The organism is Acinetobacter sp. QJM3NY_42 (assembly GCF_056173745.1).
In genome coordinates, this window is record NZ_CM149689.1 from 1,714,478 (window position 1) to 1,739,650 (window position 25,173).

Annotated in this window: 19 protein-coding genes; 13 read left to right on the plus strand and 6 right to left on the minus strand. The window is 41.9% G+C overall.

Going from position 1 to position 25,173, the window contains the following annotated elements:
* Window positions 1–64 precede the first annotated feature (64 nt).
* From purT to dapC, 3 genes are read left to right on the plus strand one after another with little or no spacing between them, the layout of a single operon-like run.
* Complete coding sequence (gene purT / locus AC0VYT_RS08085; protein ID WP_171053881.1) at window positions 65–1,282, plus strand: formate-dependent phosphoribosylglycinamide formyltransferase; 1,218 nt, start codon at window positions 65–67, stop codon at window positions 1,280–1,282.
* A gap of 22 nt (window positions 1,283–1,304) precedes the next feature.
* Entirely contained in the window at window positions 1,305–3,971 is a 2,667-nt protein-coding gene (gene glnD, locus AC0VYT_RS08090; RefSeq protein WP_005019843.1) for a [protein-PII] uridylyltransferase, read from the plus strand.
* Window positions 3,972–3,996: 25 nt separating this feature from the next.
* On the plus strand, window positions 3,997–5,166 hold the full coding sequence (gene dapC / locus AC0VYT_RS08095) for a succinyldiaminopimelate transaminase (RefSeq protein WP_005404480.1): 1,170 nt from the start codon (window positions 3,997–3,999) through the stop codon (window positions 5,164–5,166).
* A 54-nt stretch (window positions 5,167–5,220) separates the two neighbouring features.
* Here the strand turns inward: dapC and AC0VYT_RS08100 are convergent, their stop codons facing one another.
* Window positions 5,221–5,703, minus strand: coding sequence for a glutathione peroxidase (locus AC0VYT_RS08100; protein ID WP_005019841.1), 483 nt, complete (start codon window positions 5,701–5,703; stop codon window positions 5,221–5,223).
* The gene (gene msrB, locus AC0VYT_RS08105) at window positions 5,700–6,119 is read right to left on the minus strand and encodes a peptide-methionine (R)-S-oxide reductase MsrB (protein ID WP_005019840.1); all 420 of its coding nucleotides are present in this window, start codon (window positions 6,117–6,119) and stop codon (window positions 5,700–5,702) included. The genes AC0VYT_RS08100 and msrB overlap by 4 nt, the downstream gene beginning before the upstream one ends.
* Window positions 6,120–6,274: 155 nt before the next feature.
* Here msrB and AC0VYT_RS08110 point away from each other — a divergent pair, with 155 nt between their 5' ends.
* The 9 genes from AC0VYT_RS08110 to AC0VYT_RS08150 all read left to right on the plus strand — a co-directional run bounded on the left by AC0VYT_RS08110 (window position 6,275) and on the right by AC0VYT_RS08150 (window position 20,029).
* Complete coding sequence (locus AC0VYT_RS08110; RefSeq protein WP_005019839.1) at window positions 6,275–7,510, plus strand: pyridoxal phosphate-dependent aminotransferase; 1,236 nt, start codon at window positions 6,275–6,277, stop codon at window positions 7,508–7,510.
* Between the two features lie 494 nt (window positions 7,511–8,004).
* The gene (locus AC0VYT_RS08115) at window positions 8,005–8,874 is read left to right on the plus strand and encodes a MetQ/NlpA family ABC transporter substrate-binding protein (protein ID WP_005019838.1); all 870 of its coding nucleotides are present in this window, start codon (window positions 8,005–8,007) and stop codon (window positions 8,872–8,874) included.
* Between the two features lie 75 nt (window positions 8,875–8,949).
* On the plus strand, window positions 8,950–9,975 hold the full coding sequence (locus tag AC0VYT_RS08120; RefSeq protein ID WP_005019835.1) for a methionine ABC transporter ATP-binding protein: 1,026 nt from the start codon (window positions 8,950–8,952) through the stop codon (window positions 9,973–9,975).
* Window positions 9,972–10,667 (plus strand): methionine ABC transporter permease, encoded by a 696-nt coding sequence (locus AC0VYT_RS08125; protein WP_005019833.1) that lies wholly within the window; start codon window positions 9,972–9,974, stop codon window positions 10,665–10,667. The genes AC0VYT_RS08120 and AC0VYT_RS08125 overlap by 4 nt, the downstream gene beginning before the upstream one ends.
* A gap of 884 nt (window positions 10,668–11,551) precedes the next feature.
* Window positions 11,552–15,118 carry a DNA polymerase III subunit alpha gene (dnaE, locus tag AC0VYT_RS08130; RefSeq protein WP_005019831.1) on the plus strand — a complete coding sequence of 1,189 codons (3,567 nt, stop codon included), beginning with the start codon at window positions 11,552–11,554 and terminating at the stop codon, window positions 15,116–15,118.
* A 19-nt stretch (window positions 15,119–15,137) separates the two neighbouring features.
* Entirely contained in the window at window positions 15,138–15,980 is an 843-nt protein-coding gene (locus AC0VYT_RS08135) for an RNA methyltransferase (protein WP_005019830.1), read from the plus strand.
* On the plus strand, window positions 15,973–16,791 hold the full coding sequence (gene cysE / locus AC0VYT_RS08140) for a serine O-acetyltransferase (RefSeq protein WP_005019829.1): 819 nt from the start codon (window positions 15,973–15,975) through the stop codon (window positions 16,789–16,791). The genes AC0VYT_RS08135 and cysE overlap by 8 nt, the downstream gene beginning before the upstream one ends.
* A 109-nt stretch (window positions 16,792–16,900) precedes the next feature.
* Entirely contained in the window at window positions 16,901–17,875 is a 975-nt protein-coding gene (locus tag AC0VYT_RS08145) for an ABUW_2363 family tetratricopeptide repeat lipoprotein (RefSeq protein ID WP_005019827.1), read from the plus strand.
* A gap of 120 nt (window positions 17,876–17,995) precedes the next feature.
* Window positions 17,996–20,029: an esterase/lipase family protein gene (locus AC0VYT_RS08150; protein ID WP_005019826.1), complete on the plus strand. Its 2,034-nt coding sequence runs from the start codon at window positions 17,996–17,998 to the stop codon at window positions 20,027–20,029.
* A gap of 57 nt (window positions 20,030–20,086) precedes the next feature.
* Here AC0VYT_RS08150 and AC0VYT_RS08155 read toward each other — a convergent pair whose 3' ends face one another.
* The gene (locus AC0VYT_RS08155; RefSeq protein WP_005019825.1) at window positions 20,087–20,890 is read right to left on the minus strand and encodes a thioesterase family protein; all 804 of its coding nucleotides are present in this window, start codon (window positions 20,888–20,890) and stop codon (window positions 20,087–20,089) included.
* Window positions 20,891–21,247: 357 nt separating this feature from the next.
* Window positions 21,248–21,727, minus strand: a complete 480-nt coding sequence (def, locus tag AC0VYT_RS08160; RefSeq protein ID WP_005019824.1) for a peptide deformylase — start codon at window positions 21,725–21,727, stop codon at window positions 21,248–21,250.
* A gap of 132 nt (window positions 21,728–21,859) precedes the next feature.
* On the opposite strand from def, the gene AC0VYT_RS08165 reads away from it, so the two are divergent.
* A complete protein-coding gene (locus tag AC0VYT_RS08165; protein ID WP_005019823.1) occupies window positions 21,860–22,063 on the plus strand; it encodes a hypothetical protein in 204 nt (67 codons plus the stop codon).
* Between the two features lie 101 nt (window positions 22,064–22,164).
* On the opposite strand, the gene AC0VYT_RS08170 is transcribed toward AC0VYT_RS08165, so the two are convergent.
* Both AC0VYT_RS08170 and AC0VYT_RS08175 read right to left on the minus strand, forming a co-directional pair.
* Window positions 22,165–23,361 carry a hypothetical protein gene (locus AC0VYT_RS08170; RefSeq protein ID WP_005019822.1) on the minus strand — a complete coding sequence of 399 codons (1,197 nt, stop codon included), beginning with the start codon at window positions 23,359–23,361 and terminating at the stop codon, window positions 22,165–22,167.
* A 153-nt stretch (window positions 23,362–23,514) separates the two neighbouring features.
* Window positions 23,515–25,155 carry a thiamine pyrophosphate-binding protein gene (locus AC0VYT_RS08175; protein ID WP_005019821.1) on the minus strand — a complete coding sequence of 547 codons (1,641 nt, stop codon included), beginning with the start codon at window positions 25,153–25,155 and terminating at the stop codon, window positions 23,515–23,517.
* Window positions 25,156–25,173 lie beyond the last annotated feature (18 nt).

The following is a 25,173-nucleotide window of genomic DNA, read 5'->3' on the forward strand; positions in this document are numbered from 1 at the left end:
TTTCTTGCTGAAACACTTAACACGCGCATGAGTTCTGTTATGCTGTAAGTCCACTTTTGCAAGGATGATTCGCATGAGCGTGACTATCGGTACTCCACTTCAATCTTCAGCGGTCAAAGTCTTGCTGCTTGGTTCGGGAGAGCTAGGTAAGGAAGTCGTCATTTCCTTGCAAAGGCTTGGAGTAGAAGTACATGCAGCGGATCGTTATGAACACGCGCCAGCCATGCAGGTCGCTCATTTTTCTTATAGCCTCAACATGGCAGACCCCCAACAGTTAAAAGCACTGATTGAGCAAGTCAAACCCCAGTTTATTGTCCCTGAAATTGAAGCAATTGCTACGGAAGTTCTTCTAGAGGTGGAAGCTGGACAACAAGCTGTTGTCATTCCTTCTGCTAAAGCTGTCAACCTGACCATGAACCGTGAAGGCATTCGCCGCCTGGCTGCTGAAGAATTAGGCTTGCCCACCTCTGCTTACCGTTTTGCCGACTCTCTGGAGAGCTTTCGTGCTGCCTGTGATGATATTGGTTATCCTAATTTTGTAAAACCAGTCATGTCATCTTCTGGTAAAGGACAGTCCCGGGTAAAAAGTTTTGATGAAGTTGATGCAGCTTGGGAATATGCACAGACTGGGGGACGGGTAAATCAGGGTAAGGTCATTGTTGAATCACAAATCGATTTTGACTTTGAAATTACTTTATTGGCTGTGCGTGCCAAGAATCCGCAAAGCGGCAAAATTGAAACCAGCTTTTGCGATCCGATTGGTCACCGACAGGATTCCGGGGACTATGTTGAAAGCTGGCAGCCGCAGCCCATGTCACCTGTGGCGCTTGAAGAGTCTAAACGGATTGCAGATAAAGTCACTGCGGCACTGGGTGGATGTGGAGTTTTTGGTGTTGAACTTTTTATCAAAGGTGATCAGGTCTGGTTTAGTGAGGTATCTCCCCGTCCACATGATACTGGGTTAGTTACCCTTGCTTCACAGTTCCAAAGTGAATTTGAGCTACATGCACGGGCTATTCTGGGCTTAGTTGTAAATACGGCGCGACACAGTGTTGCAGCCAGTGCTGTTATTTATGCTGGCCAAGATGGTTCTAACCTGTCATTTTCTGGTCTGGATCTTGCATTAGCTCATCCTTCTACAGACTTACGCCTGTTTGGCAAACCGGAAGGTTTTAAACGGCGCCGTATGGGTGTTGCTACTGCACGCGCAGCAACTATAGAAGAAGCACGTGAACTTGCGCAGCAAACAGCCGCACAAGTAATTGTAAACTCAAATCCATAAAGCTTTACTGCGGAACATGCTCATGATCACTACCTCGCCTCTGCTTAATTATGTCAAAAGCAATCATGATATTCAGGCCATTAATGTATGGCGTACTGATGTTGAAAAGCAGTTACAGGAGAGTTATGAAAATGGGCAGTCTATCCGTGACATTATTCTGGCCCGCTCCAATTTAATCGATGAAGCTCTGATCTTCTTATGGCAACACGCGGGACTCCACCAGACCGATCTTGGTCTGTTTGCTGTAGGGGGCTATGGCCGTCGTGAAATGTTGCCATACTCAGATGTCGATATCATGATTTTATCTGAAGACGATATCACTCCTGAACAGGAAAGCTTAATTTCTACTTTTATTTCTTCTCTTTGGGATGTCGGAAATTTTAAGCCAGGTATTAGTGTACGCACTATTGCCAGTTGTGTAGAACAGGCCACCAATGATTTAACTGTTGCTACTGCACTGATTGAAGCGCGGCTGATTACTGGAAATCAGCATCTGGCCAGATGGCCACGCCGAATTGTGTCACAGACCTGGACAGATAAAACTTTCTTTGATGCCAAAATGCAGGAGCAGGCAAAGCGTTATGCCCAGCATAATCATACAGAAAGCAATCTGGAACCCGATATTAAAAATGCGCCAGGCGGTATTCGTGACATTAACCAGATTGGCTGGATTGCCAAACGGCATTTTCGGGTTAATCGGATTTATGATCTTGTTCATCTCGGTTTTATTTCTGAATTTGAACTTGCTGTTCTAGAGGAAGCTGAAATTTTTCTCTGGGAAATCCGTCACCACCTGCACCGTCTGGTCAAACGCGATGAAAACAGGCTGCTATTTGATTACCAGCGCGAAATAGCAGCAAAATTTGGCTATGTTCATAAGGAAGGTGAATCTCCGAACTATCCGATTGAGCAGTTCATGAAGCGGTATTACCGTACTGCGCAGCAAGTTTCAACTTTAAATGAAATGCTACTGGCTTATTTTAATGAGTCTGTTATTACCCCGCGGCTACCAAGTTATGAGCGTAAAATTGAAGAAATCAATGAACACTTTAAACTGGTAGACGGTAAACTCGCAGTACAACATCATAAAATATTTTCGGAAAATCCAAGTGCAATTCTGGAGATTTTCTATTTACTGGCTAACCGGCCAGAAATTCAGGGAGTGCGTGCCCGAACACTTCGCCTGCTGACCCTAGCAGCCAAGCGAATTGACCAGAGCTTTCGTGATAATCCCATGCATCAAGCCCTTTTCATGGCAATTATACGCTCTCCCTACCGTTTATACGACACATTGGTGGCGATGAAACGTTATGGGGTGCTCGGTAAATACATACCTTCTTTTGGGAAAATTACCGGATTAATGCAATATGACCTGTTTCATATTTATACGGTGGATGCTCATACACTCCTGTTACTCAGAAATTTAAACCGCTTTAAAGAGCCAGAATTTGCGAAAGATTTTCCAGTCGTCAGCTCGGTTTTTCAGCGTCTTGCCCGTCGTGATATCGTATTTTTAGCCGCATTATTTCATGATATTGCTAAAGGCCGCGGGGGTGATCATAGTGAACTGGGTGCAGTTGATGCAATCGAATTCTGCCGTGCACATGGTTTTACTGAACGTGAGTGCAAAATGGTGGCGTGGCTCATCCAGAACCACCTGCTGATGTCATTAACTGCTCAAAAGAAGGATATTTCCGATCCGGATGTGGTTAAAGAATTTGCCGAAAAATTGGGTGATATGGAGCATCTGGATTACCTATACTGTTTAACAGTAGCAGATATTAATGCGACTAATCCAAAACTCTGGAATACGTGGCGTGCCTCATTAATGCGTCAGCTATATACGCATGCACGTGATGTAATTCGCACCGGCCTGGGTCGCCCCGTGGAATACCAGATGCTCATTGAAGATACCAAATTTGCAGCCAGTGAACTTCTGGTGGACGAGTTTGCCCTGGAAGAGGTAGAAAAGGTCTGGCAAGAACTGGGGGATGAGTATTTTCTCAAAGAGTCCGCGAATGAAATTGCCTGGCATACCCGTGCAATCCTGCAACATGGGGATAATCCAGCTCCTCTGGTATTGATGCGGGCACATCGTAAAGCTGCACAAGATGCTGTCCAGATTTTTATTTATACTCAAGATAAGCCAAATCTGTTTGCGACTACAGTTGCAGTACTAGACCGAATGAATCTCGATGTTCAGGACGCCCGAATTATTACTGCCACAAAAGCATTCAGTCTAGACACTTATGTAGTACTGGACCGTTTTGGAACCTTACTCACTGATGCTGAACGCAAGCAGACCGTTGCAGATGCGCTGGTTCAGGCACTCAGCCATGCCGACAATTACCCGGGGTTAATGCAGCGTCGTATTCCTCGTCAGTTGCGCCATTTTGATGTAAAAAATACTGTCGATATCACCCTAAATCCGGCTTTGCAGCAAAACATGGTGGAAATCTCCACACTTGACCAACCTGGCTTACTTGCTAAAGTAGGCGGTCTGTTTATGATGCAGGGGCTGGATATTCATTCTGCCAAAATTGTCACACTTGGTGAACGGGCTGAAGATATTTTCTTTGTGACAAAGAAGGATGGAACGCCTATGAATGCTGAAGAAGCTCAGCTTTTTTCTGCAAAACTGAAATCAGCACTCGATGAAGCTTCAAGCCAAGTCATAAGCCAGCATTAAGTTATAATTAAACGGTATTTTTTCAATGAACTCAAGCTTGTCATTATTACATCCTTATCCTTTTGAAAAGCTCAATCAACTTTTTAAGGATGTAGTCCCTGCGGACCTTCCCTTGATTCCCCTCTCTATTGGTGAGCCCAAGCATCCTGCCCCTGATTTTGTAAAACAGGCAATTATTGATAACTTTGAACACCTTTCAACTTATCCGAACAGTAAAGGCTTACCTGAATTAAGACAGAGTATTGCAGACTGGTTAACCCGCCGCTTTAAGCTGAACACCATTAGTGCCGAAAATAATATTCTTCCTGTATCGGGAACGCGCGAGGCAATTTTCTCTTTCGTTCAGGCCTTGGTAAAACGAGAAGATACACCTTATGTGGTCATGCCGAATCCGTTTTATCAGATTTATGAAGGTGCAACCCTTCTAGCAGGTGCAAAACCATACTTCATTAACTGCACCCAAGAAAATAACTATCTGGGTGACTTTGACCATGTACCCAGTGAGGTATGGGAAAAAACAGCACTACTGTTTGTATGTACACCAGGTAATCCAACAGGTGCGGTTCTGTCTAAAGATCAGTTTAAAAAACTGATTGCACTTTCAGACCAGTATGATTTTGTCATTGCATCAGATGAGTGTTATTCAGAACTCTGGTTCGATGAAGCGCCCGTTGGCCTTCTTGAAGTCTGTGCTGAAATCGGACGTAATGACTATAAAAACTGTGTAGTATTTCATTCCCTGTCCAAACGCTCAAACCTGCCCGGAATGCGTTCCGGTTTTGTCGCAGGTGATGCCAACCTGCTTAAACCTTACCTGAAATACCGCACATATCATGGTGCAGCCATGCCCGTTCAACATCAGCTCGCCTCAATTGTGGCTTGGAATGATGAAAACCATGTAGAAGAAAACCGTAAGCTTTATCGGGCCAAATTTGAACTATTTCAAAATGAACTGGGGCATCTTCTGCCACTTCAAAAACCAGATGCAGGTTTTTATTACTGGTTAAAAGTAGACCATGATGAAAATTTTGCCAAAATGCTCATGGAAAAAGCACATATCAAAGTACTACCGGGACGTTACCTGTCACGTGAGACTCCGCAAGGTAATCCGGGTGAAAATCATGTACGTTTGGCCTTGGTTGCTGAGATTGCTCAATGTGAGCAGGCTATTGAACGATTAGAGAGAGTACTTTAATCTTAATTTACTGAAAAAATGAAGGGCGATTAAATCGCCCTTTTATTTTTACTTTTACTGTGCCAATGCCCTTTCAATATCTTCTTCTAAAGCTTCAGGCTTACTGGTTGGTGCATAACGGTTCAGCACTTCACCATTTTTTCCTACCAGAAACTTGGTAAAGTTCCATTTAATGCCGTTGCCCAAAATTCCTTTACTGTTATTGGTTAAATAACGAAAAACTGCATGGGCTTCTGGGCCTTTTACATCAACCTTGGCAAACATTGGAAAACTGACACCGTAATTTTTCTGGCAAAATGCACCAATCTGGTCATTTGTCCCCGGGTCCTGTCCGCCAAACTGGTTACATGGAAAACCTAATACTTCTAATCCCTGATCTTTATACTTCTGGTAAACTTTCTCCAGACCAGCAAACTGCGGTGTGAAACCGCATTTACTTGCAGTATTAACAATCAGTAAGACTTTGCCCCGATAGTCAGCCATTGATTTAGTTTTTCCATCTAACAACTCAGCTTCAAACTGATAAATGTTGGTCATGGATAGGTTTCCTCATCACTTTTTTCTTGTGTTTTTAATTCGAGTGAAGCCGAATTTACGCAATAGCGCAGTCCTGTCGGCTGTGGACCATCTTCAAATACATGCCCCAGATGAGCATCACAATGATGACAAACTATTTCTGTTCTGACCATCCCATGACTTAAGTCTTCATGTTCTTCTATAACAGTTGAATTAATCGGACGGAAAAAGCTTGGCCAGCCACACCCGCTATCGTATTTGGTCTCTGAAGAAAACAGTTCTGCACCACAGCAACGGCAGGTATATACCCCGTCCTGTTTACTGTTCCAGTATTTCCCCGTAAACGCAGGTTCAGTACCTTTTTGTCGCGCAATACGAAACTCTTCGGGTGATAACTCTCTTTGCCATTCTCGGTCTGTTTTATTGAGTTTTCCCATCATTAACTCCTTTAATTCTATGACATTCAATGTCATGCTTCAGTACTTTCATATTTACGCTAGAGAACAAAAAATTTCTAGCTAAATTTCACCATAGATTGTGCTATTTCAGTTAATCTATTTTTCTCTTAATATACATATAATTGGATGAGATCATGTCCGTTTTAGGTAACACTATACCCCGCGAAATCAAAAAATCGTCTAAGCTTGAGCATGTTTGCTATGACATTCGTGGACCAGTGTTACGAGCCGCCAATGAAATGGAAGAACAGGGCCATAAAATTATCAAACTCAATATTGGTAATCCCGCCCCGTTCGGCTTTGAAGCGCCACAAGAAATCATTAATGATGTTGCCCTGAACCTGCCAAATGCAGTGGGTTATACCGATTCAAAAGGAATCTTTCCGGCACGTAAAGCGATCTGCCAGTATTACCAGCAAAAAGGTGTATTTGATGTCAGCGTAAAAGATGTCTACATTGGTAATGGCGTATCAGAACTCATAGTTATGGCCATGCAAGGTCTGCTAGATGATGGCGATGAAATGCTGGTGCCAATGCCGGACTACCCGCTCTGGACAGCAGCTGTTAATCTCTCTGGCGGCACAGCGATTCACTATAAATGTGATGAAGAAAATTTCTGGTATCCCGATATCGCTGATATGGAAAGTAAAATCACTCCAAATACCCGCGGTATTGTGGTGATTAATCCGAACAACCCAACCGGTTCGGTTTATCCGCGCCACGTACTTGAACAGATTGTTGCACTGGCAAAAAAATATGACCTGATCCTGTTTGCTGACGAAATTTATGACAAGATTATTTATGATGGAATTGAACATGTAGCCCTGGCAGCACTGGCAGGTGATCAGTTATGTGTCTCTTTCAATGGTCTCTCTAAAGCTTATCGTATTGCAGGTTACCGTTCAGGCTGGATGGCAATTACCGGTAATAAAAGCCGTGCAGTAGACTATATTGAAGGTCTGGATATGCTTGCCTCAATGCGTCTGTGTGCCAATCATCAGGCTCAATATGCAATTCAGACTGCACTTGGAGGCTATCAGTCTATTAATGACTTGATTCGTCCAGGCGGACGTTTATATGAGCAGCGCAATATTGCCTGGGAAATGTTAAATGAAATTCCTGGAGTTTTCTGTGTTAAACCGGAAGGCGCCATGTACTGTTTTCCACGTTTAGATCCAGCAGTGTATCCGATTGAAGACGACGAAAAATTTATGCTGGATTTTCTGCGTGCAGAAAAAGTATTGTTAGTACAAGGTACAGGCTTTAACTGGCCAACTCCAGATCATTTCCGTGTAGTGTTCCTGCCTGCCGAAAATGAATTACGCGAAGCAATCAACCGTTTAAGTCGCTTTTTGGCAAAAATGCGATAAGTCTGTTAAATAAAATAGTGTTTGCATCTTTCTATTCGAAAGATGTAGAGCTTAAAATTGCTATATTCAGTTTTATCTCATTTATAGATTTATATTGAATAAAATTTTATATAGGATAAAAATTTATCAGATAAATATTTTTTATAAAAAATTATAAATAAACACATGATTTTAATAATTAAATTTTTTCAAATTTGAATTTTCAAAAGCACTTAATAAGATAAGGAATGACTTTATATTCACTATATTGCATATAGCTTTATTGGTATGATGCAGCTCATGAGTAGGTTCTAAATTTTATTGAGTTAAATAACATGCTGTAGTGATAGCAGTCAGTTTCTCTAATACAATAGAGTGTTAGAACAGACCACTACAAATTTCTTAACGCTTTAAACCGGTCTTCATTTCACGAGAGCGGTTGGTTTAAGCTTGATTTAATGATCAAATGTTATAATTTGTAAATTTAAATATATTAAATTTACCGGGACGAATACATGAAAAAGTTGCTTGGCCTTGTATTAGGCGTATCTGTAGGACTGGCAGGATGCTCAAAACCTGAACAGCCTGCAACTGAAAACGCTACACAGGATTCTGCTGAAGTTAAAACCGTAACTATGGCATCTACTGGTTCAGATGCAGATATCTGGCGCTACATTGCAACTCTGCCTGAAACTAAAGAAGCTGGCATTAAACTGGATGTTAAAAACTTCACTGATTATGTTGCCATGAATACCGCTGTAGCCAATAAGGAAGTCGACCTGAACGCATTTCAGTCGTATGCCTATATGGTCGCATATAATGCCAACAATAAAGACAAGATTGCACCGGTATCTACTACTTATCTAGAACCGATGGGTATTTACTCAACCAAAGTAAAGAAAGTTGAAGAGTTCCCAAATGGTGCCACCATTGCTATTCCAAATGATGGGGCAAATGAGTCACGTGCATTGCTACTGCTTCAGTCTGCGGGTCTGGTGAAATTAAAGCCCGGTTTTGACGAGGTACAGGGTACTCCTGCCGATATCGTTGAAAATAAAAAGCAGATTGTGATCAAGCCTGTCCAAATGGCAACTGCAGTCCGTGTAAAAGATGAAGTAGATGCCATAGTATTGGGCAATACTTTAGCAATGGAAGGCGGTTTAAATGTGCTTAAAGATGCTATTTATTATGAACCAATTGACCAGAGTACCAAAATGAATGTAAACATTCTTGCTACTGCTGCTGATCGTCAGAATGATCCTGTACTACAGAAAGTTGGCGCGCTATACCATACTGCACCGGTTAAGCAGTACATTCAGGAAAAATTTGGCGGTACTAAAGTCGATGTAAACAAGCCGGTAAGCTATCTTACTGACGCAAAATAATCATATAATTGCGATTAACAAACAGGCAAAGTGAACTTTGCCTGTTTTTTCATTCTTATACAGTATCTTGACGCTATGATCGAATTTAAGAACATCTCCAAACACTACCAGCTCAAGGGCCAGACTATTCGTGCCCTTGACCAGATTAACCTGCAGATACCAGATGGCAGTATATTTGGTATCATCGGTTATAGTGGTGCGGGTAAAAGTACACTCATCCGTCTGATTAACTTACTAGAACGTCCGGATGAGGGTCAGGTTATTATTCACCAGAAGGATTTCACTGCTCTGGATGCCCGTACATTGCGTCAGGAACGTGCCAATATTGGTATGATTTTTCAGCATTTCAATTTACTGCAAACTAAAACTGTAGCAGCCAATATTGAAATGCCGATGAGACTGTTGGGTTATAGCAAGGCTGAACGCGAAAAACGCTTGAATGAACTGCTCGACTTTATTAATTTAAAGCACAAACGAGATGCTTTTCCCGATGAGTTGTCGGGTGGACAGAAACAGCGGGTTGGTATTGCACGCGCTCTAGCAAATCATCCAAAAATTCTGCTTTGCGATGAAGCTACGTCTGCACTTGACCCGCAGACCACCCAGTCTGTTTTGCAACTGCTTAAAAAAATTAATAAAGAGCAAGGGATTACCATTGTGATGGTTACCCATGAAATGGATGTGATTGAATCAGTTTGTGATTATGTCGCAGTGATGGAACATGGTAAAGTCATTGAAACAGGCTCTACACTAGATATCTTCAGTCAGCCACAACATCCAACAACTCGGACCTTTATCCAAACTGTTTTGCAACAGCAATTACCGGTTAATATTCTAAATAATTTGGAAAACCAGAATCATCACAGTATTTACTGCCTGAAATTCCTGGGTAAATCTGCTCAGGAAACGGTAGTTCAAGCTGTAATCAAAAAGTTTGACTTAAGCTTAAATATCTTGTTTGCCAATATGACTGAAATTCATGGGACTGTTATTGGACAAATGTTTATTCAACTTTTAGGTGACCCGGAAGTGATTCAGCAAGCTATTCTGTTTCTGGAAAATAATGGCGTGCAGGTTGAACAGTCAGGAGTACAAGGATGAGAGACTTGATTGTTCAGTGGCTCACTAGTGTTACTGCGCCATTTTGGAAAAGCTCACTTTCAATTGACCAGTTCGTAACCGCTTTACAGGAAACCTTCCACATGGTGTTTTTTGCCATGCTATTTGGTTGTGTCTGGGGTTTTATTCAGGGTATTACTCTGGTGGTTACACGTCCGGGAGGTATTTTACCAAACCGGTTGATTTATCATGGTTTAAACCCTATTGTTAATGCGCTACGTTCCCTGCCTTTTATCATATTGCTTATTGCAGTCATTCCACTGACCAAGCTGCTGGTCGGAACTTCGATTGGAACATGGGCTGCTATCGTGCCTTTGACTATTTATGTAGGTCCTTATATCGGTCGGCTGGTTGAAACTTCACTGCTGGAAGTAAATGAAGGAATTATTGAATCAGCTCAAGCGATGGGAGCGACTCCCCTACAAATTATTTTTAATTTTATTTTGCCAGAAGCCCGTAGCTCACTGATCCTTAACCTGACCACAGCCACTATTAGCCTGATTGGTGCGACTGCAATGGCAGGTGCTGTTGGTGCGGGCGGCATTGGAGACCTGGCTATTTCTTATGGCTATCAGCGTTTTGATACCAGTGTAGTTATTTTAACCGTTATTGTTCTTTTGATTCTGGTTCAAATCGTCCAGATGCTCGGTGAATGGCTAGCCCGTCTCAGATAGGTTCAGGACTGATTAACCGCCCTCTATAGAGGGCTTTTTTCAGGTTTGCTGTTTGTTATAAACGTGCTATAGCTGTGATTAACCGGTCAATATTTATGATAAAAATATGATTAGTAATCTTTGCTTTTAGCATATGTACAGTGTCTGAGGCTTCTACATTACCTTATAGATTATGATACGAGTATAAAGGTAAATGTATTAGAGCTTAGACAGTCTGTAACGGCTTCTCAATTAACCAAACAGCTAGTCATCCAAAATATAAAAACTCAAAAAAATTACTCGAAATGTATAGGTAACTATGAATATTCAACTGCTCCTATTCCACACAAGGGGCTGTTTTTTGAAATATCTCCAGAAGATAACTCCCCTTTTTCTAACAACTATTTCAAAAGCAGAGACAGTATTAATCAACTCACTGATACTCAGGGCCGAGTTAGTCTGAACTGAAAAAATACAGCAGACCTTAGCGAAAAAACCTTGGTAAACAATCTTTCCATCTCAAGAGATTATATTCTTGCCAAATTTAAAAAGGAGTTTTTTTAAATGCAAAAGGGATAAAAATTACAGGCACAGTAATACTGCTAACTTCTGCTGACCTGAAAGCTTATCTCAAGCATCCGGATGAGTACGTCCCTCCTTATTTTCCATATCTTGACTTTACTTTCAAAAATGGCAGGTTACGTGCTTTCGATATATGCCAAGGTATAACCTGTTAATTACTGGTACTTTTATTAGGAGGGTATATTTATAATGGAATTTCTGTCTTTCCATTTATAGCCCTGCTTAAAATGAAATTATAAAAGATTCTAATGTAGTAAATATTGAGCTATGCCGTTCACAAGAGCATGTTAAAATACAGGGCAGTTTAGGCAGGGTTGTTTTCTATGCAGTTTGTTCATCTTGGTATTCATACAGAGTTCTCGATTACAGAATCAATCGTACGTGTGCCTGATCTGGTTAAAGCTGCTCAAAAAGATGAAATGCCTGCTTTGGCACTGACTGATCTGTCTAACCTGCACGCAGCGGTCAAATTTTACGGAAAATGTTTGGGTAAAGGTATCAAGCCTATTTTAGGCTCAGAAATCCGCCTGAATGATGCTGAACATCGTATGACCTTATTGGCAATGACCAATACAGGCTGGCGAAACCTGACAGAACTGGTATCTGAAGGTTATATCCGCGGTCAACAGCTAGATATTCCCTGTGTACAAAAAGAATGGATACTGGACCAGAACCAGGATTTGATTGCCCTGCTCGGAATGAATTCTGATGTCGGTAAAATGCTGATTACCTCTAATCCTCAAAAAGCTGAACCTTTGCTGGAAGAATGGATCGCCAAATTTGGAAATCGGGTTTATTTGGCCCTAACCCGCACTAATCGTCCGGGCGAAGATGACTTTATTATAGAAGCGGTGAAACTGGCCCAGAAGTATAATATTGGTGTAGTGGCACACAATGATGTGCACTTCATGACCCGAGACGACTTCGAAGCGCATGAGGCCCGGGTCTGTATTGCTGATGGTTATGTCCTTGGTGATAATCGCCGTCCGAAAACCTATTCGCCCGAACAGTATTTTAAGTCTTCTGAAGAGATGACCGAGCTGTTCTCGGATATTCCGTCAGCCATTGAGAATACTTATCATATTGCTAAACGTTGTAACGTAACCTTGCAACTGGGTAAGTACTTCCTGCCGGATTATCCGATTCCAGAGGGTTATACTATTGATACCTTCTTTGCGCATTTGTCCAAAGAAGGCCTCGAAGAGCGGTTAAATTTCCTTTATCCACCTGAGGAGCGTGATGAATACTGGCCGGAAATACGTAAGCCTTATGATGAACGTATCGAATACGAGATTAATATTATTAACTCGATGGGGTTTCCGGGCTACTTCCTGATTGTAATGGACTTCATTCAATGGTCAAAGAATAATGGCGTACCGGTAGGCCCTGGCCGTGGTTCAGGTGCAGGTTCTCTGGTTGCTTATAGTTTAAAAATTACTGATCTTGATCCGCTGCGTTATGAACTGCTGTTTGAACGTTTCTTAAATCCGGAACGTGTTTCGATGCCTGACTTCGATGTCGATTTCTGTATCGCTGGCCGTGACCGTGTAATTGATTATGTAGCACGTACTTATGGTCGTGATGCCGTCTCCCAGATTGCTACTTTTGGTACTATGGCGGCCAAAGGAGCGATTCGTGATGTGGCCCGGGTTCTAGGTAAATCTTATGGACTGGCAGATCGTATTTCCAAACTGATTCCCACTAAACCCTTGGGCTTAAGTCTGGAAGAATCCTTGCAAGCTGAACCTCAGCTTAAGGATATTGTTACCAACCCATCCAACCCGGATTATGATGATGCTTCAGAGATCTGGGAAATGGCGCTAAAACTGGAAGGTATTACCCGTAATACCGGTAAACATGCCGGTGGTGTAGTTATTTCACCAACCAAGATTACCGATTTTTCTGCGGTCATGTGTGATGCTGATGGTACGGCGCGCGTAGCGCAGTTCGATAAGGATGACGTAGAAGCAGCAGGTCTGGTAAAGTTTGACTTTCTGGGTTTGCGTAACCTGACCGTGATTGAAGACGCAGTCAAGAATATCAATAAACGTATTAAAAGCGATAAACCTTTAGATATTGCTGCTATTCCACTTGAAGATAAAGACGCTTATCTGGTCTTTGCCAATGCCAATACCACCGCGGTATTCCAGTTTGAATCTGTGGGCATGAAAAAGATGCTCAAAGAAGCACGTCCAAGCAAATTTGAAGAAATTATTGCTTTCGTATCTTTATATCGTCCAGGACCGATGGATCTGATCCCTGACTTTATTCATCGTATGCATGGTGGTGAGTTTGAATATCTGCATCCTCTGCTTGAAGGCGTACTAGAGCCGACTTACGGGATTATGGTGTATCAGGAACAGGTCATGCAGGCGGCACAGTACTGTGCGGGTTATACGCTTGGTGGTGCGGATTTGCTGCGCCGGGCAATGGGTAAGAAAAAACCTGAGGAAATGGTTAAGCAGCGTAAAATCTTCATTGAAGGTGCTGCAAAAAAAGATATTGATGAAGCTACAGCCAACCATATTTTTGATTATATGGAAAAATTTGCCGGCTATGGTTTTAATAAATCGCATGCAGCTGCCTATGCATTAGTAGCCTACCAGACGGCATGGTTAAAAGCGCACTATCCAGCTGAATTTCTGGCAGCGGTAATGTCATCGGAAATGCAGAATACCGATAACGTGGTATTTTTGATTGATGACTGCCGAAAAAACAATCTGGAAGTTTTGCCACCTTCGGTCAATATGTCAATTTACCAGTTCCATGCAATTGATGAAAAAACTATTGTATATGGTCTTGGTGCGATTAAAGGCGTTGGTGAGGCTGCAATGCAGTCAGTGATTGATTCGCGTAACCAGCAAGGACCGTATAAAGATCTATTCGATTTCTGCCACCGCATTGATCTGAAGAAAATCAATAAACGTACTTTAGAAGCACTGATTCGTGCCGGTGCATTGGATTGTCTAGGTATTGAACGTGCCGACCTGATGGCACAGCTTCCTGAGGCAGTACAAGCAGCAGATCAGGCCCGTCAAAACCGTGAAACCGGGATTATGGATCTTTTCGGTGAAGTTGAAGAAATTCAGCGTAAACCAGCTAAACCTGTAAAACCCTGGAGTGACGAGGTTCGTCTCAAAGGCGAAAAAGACACTTTAGGCCTTTACCTGACCGGGCACCCTATTAATGTCTACCGGCCAGAACTCAAGTCTTTTGTTCCAAGTCGGCTGAATGAACTGACGCCTACCCGTCGTGGCGTGACCACTGTATTCGCTGGTCTGGTAATCGATGTCGCCAATTTTCCAAACCGCGTCATGATCACTCTGGATGATGGTACAGCGCGTGTGGAAGTCAGCTGTAACCATGAGCGTTTCCAACGATTTAAAGATATTATCCAGCCTGAAAAAGTCGTAGTCATTGAGGGAGAAATTTATGAGCGCGAAGGTTATGAACGCCCGATGGCGCGTCTCAGCAAGGCTTTTAGCTTAAATGAAATCCGTCAGAAGCGAGCAAACAGCATCAAGATACAGCTGAGTGATGATCTGCTAGGCCCGGCATTGGGTCTGGAGTTGCAAAAAATACTTGCACCTTATTGTAATATAGACATGTACCAGCATATTCCGGTACAGCTATTTATAGAGCAGCCCTATGCTACAGCAGAGCTACATTTGGGTCCAAGCTGGAAAGTTGCCCCACTTGATGAGTTGCTGGCAAAATTGCGTGATTATTTTGGCAAGGAAGCTCTGCATATCGAATACCAGGTCAAATCCAAAGCTGCGCGGGTAGTAGAGCCCGTGCGCCCGGTACATACAGCTTCCCTCGCTTCGAATGATATAAGCATGGATGAAGCTTTAGAACTTTATCAGGCTGAAGTCAGCCAGTATTCTTGATACAAAAATTGGATATCCTATGAGTAGTTTTGATAATGCTTTAATTTCAGAGCATTTATCCCACGTCCGAATTGTAATGGTCAATACCACACTTCCGGCTAATATTGGCAGTGCTCTGCGTGCCATGAAAACAATGGGTCTTTGCCGACTGATCCTGGTCGCTCCAAGAACTTATCCACATCAGGACATTGATGCGCTGGCAGCAGGTGCACAGGATCTTATTGAACAGATCCAGATTGTCGAAACACTGGAAGAGGCGATTCAGGACTGTCATCTGGTATTTGGTACCAGTGCCCGCAGTCGCACCATCCCATGGCCACTATTAGATGCCCGCCCGGCAGCACAAACCTCTATGCAGGCAGTTGTCAGTAAACAGCAGGAAATTGCGATAGTATTTGGCCGTGAAGACCGTGGCCTGACCAATGAAGAGCTGGCACTAGCCAATTATCATGTCACTATTCCAGTCAATACCGATTATGGCGTACTTAATGTTGCTCAGGCAATTCAAGTAATCTGCTATGAAATGCGTATGGCTACACTGGAACTGGTGGATACTCCACCTCAAGAAACCAATCAAATGCCGGTAACTGGCAAGTCTATGATGGACTGGGATGAGCCCTTGGTTACACATGAACAAATGGAGCAGTTTTATCCCCATCTGGAAAAAATGCTTGAAGAGATTGAATTTTTAGATCCCAACAATAAACGCCTGTTACCTTTACGCTTGCGTCGCTTATTCGGACGTATACAATTAGATCGTATGGAATATCATTTATTGCGTGGCATTTTTAGTCGGGTGCAGGCCTTGAACAATGGCACATGGAAAAAGTCGAACAGCCAAAAGGAGCAGCCAGATGCTTAAGCAGCTTAAAGAAGATATTCAGGCCGTATTTGCCCGTGATCCCGCTGCCCGCAACACATTGGAAGTATTAACGACCTATCCGGGTATTCATGCATTAATTATGCATCGGGTAGCCCATGAACTGTGGAAAAAAGACTGCAAGGGTACAGCCCGGCTTTTATCTTCATTCAGCCGCTTTGCCACCGGTATAGAAATTCATCCGGGTGCAAAGATTGGCCGACGCTTTTTTATTGATCATGGTATGGGTGTAGTGATTGGTGAAACAGCAGAGATTGGAGACGATGTTACTCTTTATCATGGCGTTACTTTAGGCGGCACTACTTGGAATAAAGGCAAACGTCATCCTACACTTGAAGATGGCGTAGTAGTCGGTGCAGGTGCTAAAATTCTTGGACCATTTACTGTGGGGAAAAATGCCAAAGTAGGCTCGAATACAGTGGTTACAAAGGCTATACCTGCAGGGGTTACAGCGGTAGGCGGACCGGCACGTTACATTTTTAAAGATAAAGAAGCTCAGGATAACGAACAGGAAGCGCGTCGTCGTTCTTATGCAGAACGTATAGGTTTCCAGCCTTATGCCGCCACACAGGAACAGGCCGATCCTATTCTTGAAGGTATGCGTGTATTGCTGGACCGTATTGAATATAACGAGAAACGCATGAACACCTTATGTCAGCGTTTATCGCTACTTGACCCGACATTTAAGCGTTCAGCACAAAATGAACAGCACCCATTTAGTGAAGAAGAGTTAAAGATTATTGAAGAAGTGCGCCGTGAATGCGAAGCACAAAGTACCCAGACCAAAGCTTGAGCTAAATTAAAACATATACTCACAAGCTGGACATTGCATGTTTGCATAGGATTTTTTAGACTGGCAAACGTGCTTCTCTTATGTAGATAACAATTAACGGAAGAATTATATGACTTTTAAGCCACTGGCCTGTGCATTGATTGCTACTTCATTTCTTACTGCATGTTCAACCGGACCAGTAAAACAGAAAGTAAACAATGAACCGGTCGTCTTTACTGAACCTGAAATTTCTCCACCATTTTATGCACTAAACCCGTTTGATTATAATGCTCCGCCTCCATTTGAAGTTGCGCTAAAAGCAGCCGCAGCACAGCCAGTCACCAAGCTTCAGGTCACAGACCCATCCACTGGCCAGACTACGACTCTTGAAACTAATAGACTTATTGTTCCAATTATCAACAGTAATCAGCGCGCCATGAAATTTGCTGTACTGGCTGGTGAAAATGAAATTGATATTACTGAAATTGATGACTTTCTACAGCTGGTAGAAGGTAAGGCACGCCATTATCCACCACGCTTTACCGAACGTCAGGAACGTCGTGGTTTTGAAAATAAACTTAAAGAGGTTAGTCAACGACTCGATACACTGGCAGCTAATCCAAATGCGTCATTCGATGTATTAATTCGTGCTTTCAAAGCAAGTGTAATGGCACGCAATCTGGACCTGGGTAAAAATTATACGACTCAGTCACTAGTTTATGCACAGCGTATTTTACGTATTAATCAAGATGATCCAGAAGCCAATTTCTGGTTTGGTTTTGCCCTGTCTGAAGGTGGCGGTCAGCGTGAAGCGATTCCATATCTGGATAAAGCAATGAAATTTGGTGTACAGGAAGCTTATCTTTCAGCAGCTAATAACTATATTGCAATGGAACAGAAAAAGAATGCGACCACAACTCTAAAAAATTATAAAGTAAAATATCCGCAAGAAGCCGAAGTTGCTGACCGTTTGATTGAAGAAATTGACAAGCGGGGCCGCTGGAACGTCTGGCAGATATTAAATATAAATATTCCTGCCACTCCATTTGCACCTGTAGCTACAGCAGCTCCAGGCACTACCACTCCTACACAACCTGCCTCATAACTCTCACACATTTTGCACAATTTAGGCTGCTTCGGCAGCCTATTTTTATAGGGTTTGAATTGAAAACAGCCAGAATTCACGTATGATTTAATCGAGATTATCTTGTTGATTCTTCAGCCCATGTTTAGAAATAAAATAAATAGAATCTGGCTATTATCTACCCTATCCGTTGTGCTGCTCAGCGGTTGCCAGGTGGTCAGTGTTAAACAGCAAGCATTGAATATCAGTATCGCAAATGAACGCGATAGCATTTTAACCCGTGACCGGATGAGTGAGGCCAGTCTGAACGTATTGTCCATGACGGGACGTGAAGCTGAAGCCTGTACTGAGAAGCCTGATGAGTGTATTAAAGAACTCGAACAGATTCCACAGATCATGGATGAGCAGATGCTTTCCGCTGCTAGTGAGATATATTTGGCAAAGTCGCTTGAACTTTCTGGAGGAGCCGAATGCACAGCACCAAAGAGTAAAGGTGACTCAACTAAAGCTATTAAGAAGCGAAAATTACAGGAACAGAATTATAATCAGTGTCTGGATCAACAGCTGAATCTGCTGGACAAAAGCATCCGTTATAGCTATGCCTATCTGTTTAAAACAGAACGCCATCCTGAAGACCGGATTTTTGATAACCGTCAGGTGCAGATTCGTGATTTTTATAACCAGGCGCTAGCAAAGCTGGTTACAACTTATAGTTTACGCCATCCTAGTAAAACGGTTTCACCCCAAATTAAGGTGGGTAAAAGTATCTACAGTATTAATGTAGATCAATACCCACAGCTTAAAAACCAGCCACTAGAACAATTGCTTTCAAGTTATAACCTTAACTTCTCAGGGCTACGCTCAATTAACCGTCGTGACGGTTTTGGCTCTGAGTTTGTTGTAGTATTACCACAGGAAGAGCGTAAGGAAGTAGATAAATATATTCTTGATCCAATGAACTTTTCTTATGAAAACGGCGTAAATCCGAATATTCATAAGGCTCGCTATCTAGCAGTAACTATTACAGCTCAGCCAAAGACAGAGAGCAGTATAGAAGAAATATTAAACAGTCCGCACTTTCAGTTAAATGTATATGATCCTTACAGTACAGAGAAAGTTAAAGTAGGAGGTGAAAACTATCCACTTGCGGCCAACTTTTCTGCACCTTACGGTTTGTGGCTGGCTCAGAACAATCTGGGTATTGCGGCTTATCTTACCCTGCTTGACCGGCGACAAGATTTAACTATGCCGCATTTATACATGCTTGAGCCCTATAACCCGGACAAAAAAGTGATCGTATTGGTCCATGGACTGGCCAGCAGTCCAGAGGCTTGGATTGCAGTAACTAACGACATTATGGGTGATAATGTATTACGTGAACACTATCAGGTATGGCAAGTTTTCTACTCTACCAATATGCCAATCATTGAAAGTCGTTTTCAGATCTATGCCTTGCTACAGCAAGCTTTCAAGAATCTTGACCCAAATGCTCCCTCTGCTAAAGATGCAGTTCTGATTGGTCATAGTATGGGAGGTATTATTAGCCGTTTACTGGTAAGTCAGGCTGACCTTTCAGAAACAGCACTTCAGAAAATGAACTCTTACCAGCTGGTACAGTATCGAAATGAGCCCATGATTCGCGAGCGTCTACGCCTGCAACCTATCAATAATTTTACTCGCGCTGTATTTCTGGCAACTCCTCATAAAGGAACTAGATATGCTGATCGTTGGTTTACCTTGGCAGCACGTAAAATTATCCGCATACCAGGTACTTTCGTAAATGCAATTGGCGAATCACTACGAAATGATGACTTGAGTATTAAGGATATCTTACAGCAGGTTGATCGCTCACTAATTCAGAATGGACCAAGCAATTTAAGCTATAAATCTAAATTTATTGACTTGACTGAAGATGTGATGCCTGTTGATGGTCTGGTATATCATTCAATTCTTGGAAATAATACAGACAGTCAAGATCCAAATGTGATTACAGACGGTGTAGTTACCTATCAAAGTGCTCACCTAGAAGGCGCGGCCTCTGAAAAAATCTTTAAAGGTGGCCATTCTATTCAAATGACGCCAGAAACTATTCTTGAACTGCGCCGTATTCTAAGACAGCATTTAACTGAACTGGGTCTTTACCATCCTGATGAAATAAAAATTGAGTCACCCTGAATGTAAACTTATAAAAAATGGGCTCTTAAAGGCCCATTTTTTTTGCTCTACTGAATTTCAAGCTTTCATTTTTCTTAAGGTAAGTATCTGTTCGCTGCGTCCAAAAGGCCCTTGGGTATCGTGTAATACAGCGCTAGTTAAACCGATACCATCTTCTCCATACTGTTGTACAGCTTCTATGCCCAGCCATTTTCCTTGTGGAATACGGTATAAATGCAGCTGCAAGTCCAGGTTTGGAAAACCCCATTCAAAATTGCCTTCCTGACGTGGCACTATTCCATTCGCTGTATCAACCATCCCGAGTAAACGAACAAAATCAGTAGTAGATTTATCATTAACCATATCAAGTTCATTTTTCAGCCAGACCGTACCTTTACCTGCCCGGTGGTTTTCATCGGTACGTGCCTCGATACTTTCAATATAACCACCTGGCCAGCGCTTCATACCATCCCAAACGGGTAGCGATTCAGGATGTGTGACAGATTGATCTTCAATTCCTGCCACTTTTGAAGAGTCAGCTTTCAGCATACGCCAAGCACGCGCCACAATACAGGTCTTCCCTTCAGCTTGCATTTCTGCTTCGATCAGCTCAATCGTTTTTCCAGGACGAATGACACGAGAAGTAATTGAAAAATCACCAAAATGGATGAGTCCAAAAATATCCAGACTAATTCGACCGATACGCATATCATCACGTGGCATAAACTGTTCCAGTTCAGCACACATAATTCCGGTTGCAGGCGCCATATGCTGTTCATGCGGATTCCATGCACCTTGCACATGCCGATTAGAGCTATAGAATGTTGTAACCGTACCGTCCTGATTCTGTTTACGCTCAAGTAACTGATAATAAGCTGACATAAATTTCCTTATCCATTTTTAGTTTATCTTGCCCACATATTTTCTGGGTATTTGAGGCTTGGTAAAGTAAATAGCTGTATTAATAAAACACACATAGTTTTAGCCCACTAACTTTCATAATAAACATAACTACTTGAAAAGTGTTAGGCAAAAAACTGCACTTTTACTGTGTTTTATGACTCAGGAGTTCTAAAAATTAGAATCAATATTTTTACGTGAACCTACCCATTTCAAAAAATTGTAGACGTAAATATTTATAAAAACAGATTTTTATACTTAGGCTATTTTAAAAATTTATTTCTATATAATTAATTTTATATTTATAAATATAGAATTCTAAGATGAACCATTGGATTACTATAACCGCTCGACAAATAAAATTCCGTTCAGATGATCAATCTCATGTTGTATGATCCGGGCGGGGAAACCTTTATATATTGTTTCTACTGGTTCACCCTCTAAAGTTAAATAACACAGCTTAACTGTCTCAGCCCGCTCTACAGTACCCCGCACATCCGATACACTCAGGCAGCCTTCCTCTCCCAGACTAGTTTCTCTAGAAAATTCTAATATTTCCGGGTTCACCATCACTACTGCCTCCATTTCCGGTGCATCGGGATAACGTGGATTAGAGCGTGATGCCACAATAATAATACGTTTAGAGATATAGACCTGTGGTGCTGCAATTCCTACTCCATTTTGCTCAAGCATAGTCGTGTGCATAGCTTGAGCAAGCTGCCTTAGCCATTCAGTGTTAAATTCATTTTCTGAAACTTCTGCAGCTTTTAAAGTTAAAACTTTTTCACCACGCTGGGCTACTGGCAAGCTGATACTCATCCCTCTTTCTCCCTGCGATTAATAGACATTTATATTTTGATTTACAATAAATTAAAAATGACGGAAGCAGCTACATTCCCTCTTCAATTTCTCGTATTATAAAATAAATATAGAATATTATCGGTTAAGTTTATGACCGCTACACAACTGTTGCTTGGAGTGCTCTTTAGCTCTATTGGTTTAGGCTATTTCTTATATGGCAGGAAACAGAGTATGACTGTTCCCTTAGTCTGCGGCCTGATATTGATCATTTTTCCCTATTTTGTAGAGAATCTTTTCCTGTTGGGCAGTATTGGTTTAGTGCTTGCCGTTTTACCTTATTTTCTGCGTTATTAATTTTTAAATATAATAGAGTTCTTGACAGATTCATCTATTTTTAGGCCATTAATAAAATTAAAGGCCATTTTTTAAGCTTGGCCTTTAATCCTTTTAGTAGTTTAAAAAGTAAATCCAAGATTTAAATTAATACGGTATAGCCATTTATCACTATTTTCAGAAGTAGCTGTAGTAAAACCTGTTGCATTAGTTGAACCACCAATAATATTGGAGTTTTTACCCCACGTATAATCTGCCCAAACCATAAATGGTGATGCAATAAACATCATTCCTGTTGTATTCATTTGTGAATCGGACCAGTTATTACGAGCTTTATCTAAATAACTATAATCGTTATAAAAACGAATAGCTTTCAATTTTCCAAAATCCCTAACCGGCAATGTGTAGGCCAGATTTAAACTCGTAACTGTACCTTCAGAGGCTATAAAGTATGCCGGCGTTAAACCGTTTGCCCCCATCAAAGTCATATCACTATTTACACCATCCGGATTTTTAGCATCGTACTGATAGTGAATGACCGAACTTTGTAAGTTAAAGCGCTTATAGTTGTTTTCAGTATGCAAACCGACTGCATAATATTTGCCGTCTTTATCGGTAATATCATTATGTAATTGTGCAATTGCACCCGATATACCAAACTCCTGCTTACCAAAATCAGTTTCTAACTTGCGAACAATGCGAGTATTAACCTGGTTACGCTTTTCATTCTGATAGGCTTTTTGTGATGGAAATGCATTTCCGGCCAAGTCATCATAAGTTGCACTTTCTGGTGAATAGCGCAGGTTAGTTGCCAGCATCTCAGGATAATAGCCGAGTTTTACATCCCAATCTTTGTCGTGATAATTCCAGTTAATCCCCGGTGCAATATTATTGCCATAACCTAAAAAAAATGGAATGTGATAGGTCCAGCCATTTTGCGGATAGGGATAAATCGTAAAAGGTTTATAAACCAGACCCGCTTCAATGCTGTTATTGACATCTAGGTTATAACCCACATATGCCTTTTCGATTGATGTTTTTTCCTGATCCTGAATGATATAACTCGCGTTTAGATATGCACCATCAAAAGTACCTTTTAAATCAATTCTAAAAATATCAAAATCAAGTTTACCTATTCCACGGTTAGGGCTATCCCAACTCTCATAGCGCTGATTTAAACGAACCAATCCACCTAACTTTAATGAGTCGGTGCCGTCAGCACTTTTCCATTCAAGCAATGAATCTTTTGCAAATGCATTGACGCTTACCCCCAGCGTAAGCGGTGCAATGAATGCCATGATCAATGAAGTCTTTTTCATCTCTACATCCTTGATTGAGTTCCAGCGTCCTGCTGAAACTTTATTTGTTTTACCTATAAAACTTAGTTTTTATTGTTTTTTAGACAAAAAATTTTATCTAAAAAAAGGATGGCTTAGCAGCTTCCATCGCATGTACTAAACCATCCAAACTGGTTAATACAGTTTCTTTTGCGGTGGACCCGCGAAGTTTAATGGTCCAATCGAGTTCATATCGAGCTCAATCACTGTTGGCCCTTCAAAAGCGACAGCCTCTTGAATAACCGTTTTAAACTCTTCTGCACTACCGACTTTCCAGCTTTTTACACCCATTGATTCGCCAAGAAGTTTATAGTCAGGCGTATGCAATTCATTGAAATACTGACGACCACCAAAGTAGTTATTTTGAATGCCACGCATTACGCCATAACCACCGTCATTCATAATCATTAAAACCATGTTGGTGTTTTCTTGCACCATGGTTGCAATTTCACCAATGCCAAGCATTAAGCCGCCATCGCCAACTAAACCAATTACTTTTTTGTCAGGGTTAGCAATCGAAGCACCAATTGCTGTTGCAAGACCTAAACCAATTGCACCCGCAAGTGAGTGGATGTTTTGGTTTGGCGCTTGTACCGGGAATAAACGACTACCCCATGTACTACCCGACATAGTGATGTCACGTACAAAAATGCCGTCTTGAGGTAAAGCTGCACGTAAGTGATCACAAATTAATGCGTACTGATCGATTTGCTTGCGCAGTGCATCAATGGCAGCTTGTTTAGCCGCCACTACAGCAGCATCGTAATCGGCATCAACTTTTGAAGTACCTTGAAGTTGTTCTAACACACGTGTTAAGACATCTTTGGCATCGCCACAAATGAAGTTGCGGATTTTGTAATTACGTTGCTGAGCCACTGGGTTGGCATCTACCTGAATAATGTTTTCAGGGAATTCAACCGAATAAGTTTTGGTTTCATTACTACGTAAACGAGAACCCAACACAACCATTAAGTCAGCATCTTTTAATAATTGCTCAACGCCTGCCGAGTTATGGAACGCACCTAAACTACGTGGATGATCATCTGGCAACACCCCACGAGCATGAGTCGATGAAACAACCGGAATACCTAAATCTGCAATTGCTTTCACTTCTGCAACGCTATTTAAAGTTCCACCGCCAATCCAGAAAATCGGACGTTTTGCTTTTTTGATTTCGTTTACCAGAAGATCAATTTCAGCTTGCTCTGCCTGTGGCAACTCAAGTGCTTTCACTGGCCCAAGGTTAAATGGCAAATCAATCTCTGCTGCTTGTACATCAATGGGTAGCTCAACACTTACTGGCCCCATTGGAACTGTAGTTGCAACACGAATAGCCTCACGAATCACACCAACAGCATTGTCTGGGCTGGTAATACGGAACGCCGCTTTGCTTGATGCACGTAAGAATGTAAGTTGGTCTTTGGTTTCATGGATGAAGCTTGCATCACGGTCGAGATATTCACGCTCAACTTGACCAGTTAAATGCAATACAGGACTACCCGCATTCATTGCTTCAATCAGTGAACCCACCGCATTACCTGCCCCAGCACCCGTACTGGTCAGCGCTACACCTAAGCCTTTAAAACGTGAGTGTGCATCTGCCATGGTGACTGCACCCGCTTCACCACGCGCTGCGACAAAGCGCATTTTTTCACGGCGCCCTACTGCATCGGCAATAGGTAAATTGTGGATGGAAATAACACCATAAATACTATCAACTTGGTGCGCTTCTAATACTCTTGCGATTGCTTCGCCTACATTTACACGTTCAGTCATGTCTGTTCCTCAAAATTT

Coding starts and splice junctions, on each gene's coding strand:
- purT (WP_171053881.1), top strand. CDS start 65: ATGATTCGCATGAGCGTGACTATCGGTACTCCACTTCAATCTTCAGCG.
- glnD (WP_005019843.1), top strand. CDS start 1,305: ATGATCACTACCTCGCCTCTGCTTAATTATGTCAAAAGCAATCATGAT.
- dapC (WP_005404480.1), top strand. CDS start 3,997: ATGAACTCAAGCTTGTCATTATTACATCCTTATCCTTTTGAAAAGCTC.
- AC0VYT_RS08100 (WP_005019841.1), bottom strand. CDS start 5,703: ATGACCAACATTTATCAGTTTGAAGCTGAGTTGTTAGATGGAAAAACT.
- msrB (WP_005019840.1), bottom strand. CDS start 6,119: ATGGGAAAACTCAATAAAACAGACCGAGAATGGCAAAGAGAGTTATCA.
- AC0VYT_RS08110 (WP_005019839.1), top strand. CDS start 6,275: ATGTCCGTTTTAGGTAACACTATACCCCGCGAAATCAAAAAATCGTCT.
- AC0VYT_RS08115 (WP_005019838.1), top strand. CDS start 8,005: ATGAAAAAGTTGCTTGGCCTTGTATTAGGCGTATCTGTAGGACTGGCA.
- AC0VYT_RS08120 (WP_005019835.1), top strand. CDS start 8,950: ATGATCGAATTTAAGAACATCTCCAAACACTACCAGCTCAAGGGCCAG.
- AC0VYT_RS08125 (WP_005019833.1), top strand. CDS start 9,972: ATGAGAGACTTGATTGTTCAGTGGCTCACTAGTGTTACTGCGCCATTT.
- dnaE (WP_005019831.1), top strand. CDS start 11,552: ATGCAGTTTGTTCATCTTGGTATTCATACAGAGTTCTCGATTACAGAA.
- AC0VYT_RS08135 (WP_005019830.1), top strand. CDS start 15,138: ATGAGTAGTTTTGATAATGCTTTAATTTCAGAGCATTTATCCCACGTC.
- cysE (WP_005019829.1), top strand. CDS start 15,973: ATGCTTAAGCAGCTTAAAGAAGATATTCAGGCCGTATTTGCCCGTGAT.
- AC0VYT_RS08145 (WP_005019827.1), top strand. CDS start 16,901: ATGACTTTTAAGCCACTGGCCTGTGCATTGATTGCTACTTCATTTCTT.
- AC0VYT_RS08150 (WP_005019826.1), top strand. CDS start 17,996: ATGTTTAGAAATAAAATAAATAGAATCTGGCTATTATCTACCCTATCC.
- AC0VYT_RS08155 (WP_005019825.1), bottom strand. CDS start 20,890: ATGTCAGCTTATTATCAGTTACTTGAGCGTAAACAGAATCAGGACGGT.
- def (WP_005019824.1), bottom strand. CDS start 21,727: ATGAGTATCAGCTTGCCAGTAGCCCAGCGTGGTGAAAAAGTTTTAACT.
- AC0VYT_RS08165 (WP_005019823.1), top strand. CDS start 21,860: ATGACCGCTACACAACTGTTGCTTGGAGTGCTCTTTAGCTCTATTGGT.
- AC0VYT_RS08170 (WP_005019822.1), bottom strand. CDS start 23,361: ATGAAAAAGACTTCATTGATCATGGCATTCATTGCACCGCTTACGCTG.
- AC0VYT_RS08175 (WP_005019821.1), bottom strand. CDS start 25,155: ATGACTGAACGTGTAAATGTAGGCGAAGCAATCGCAAGAGTATTAGAA.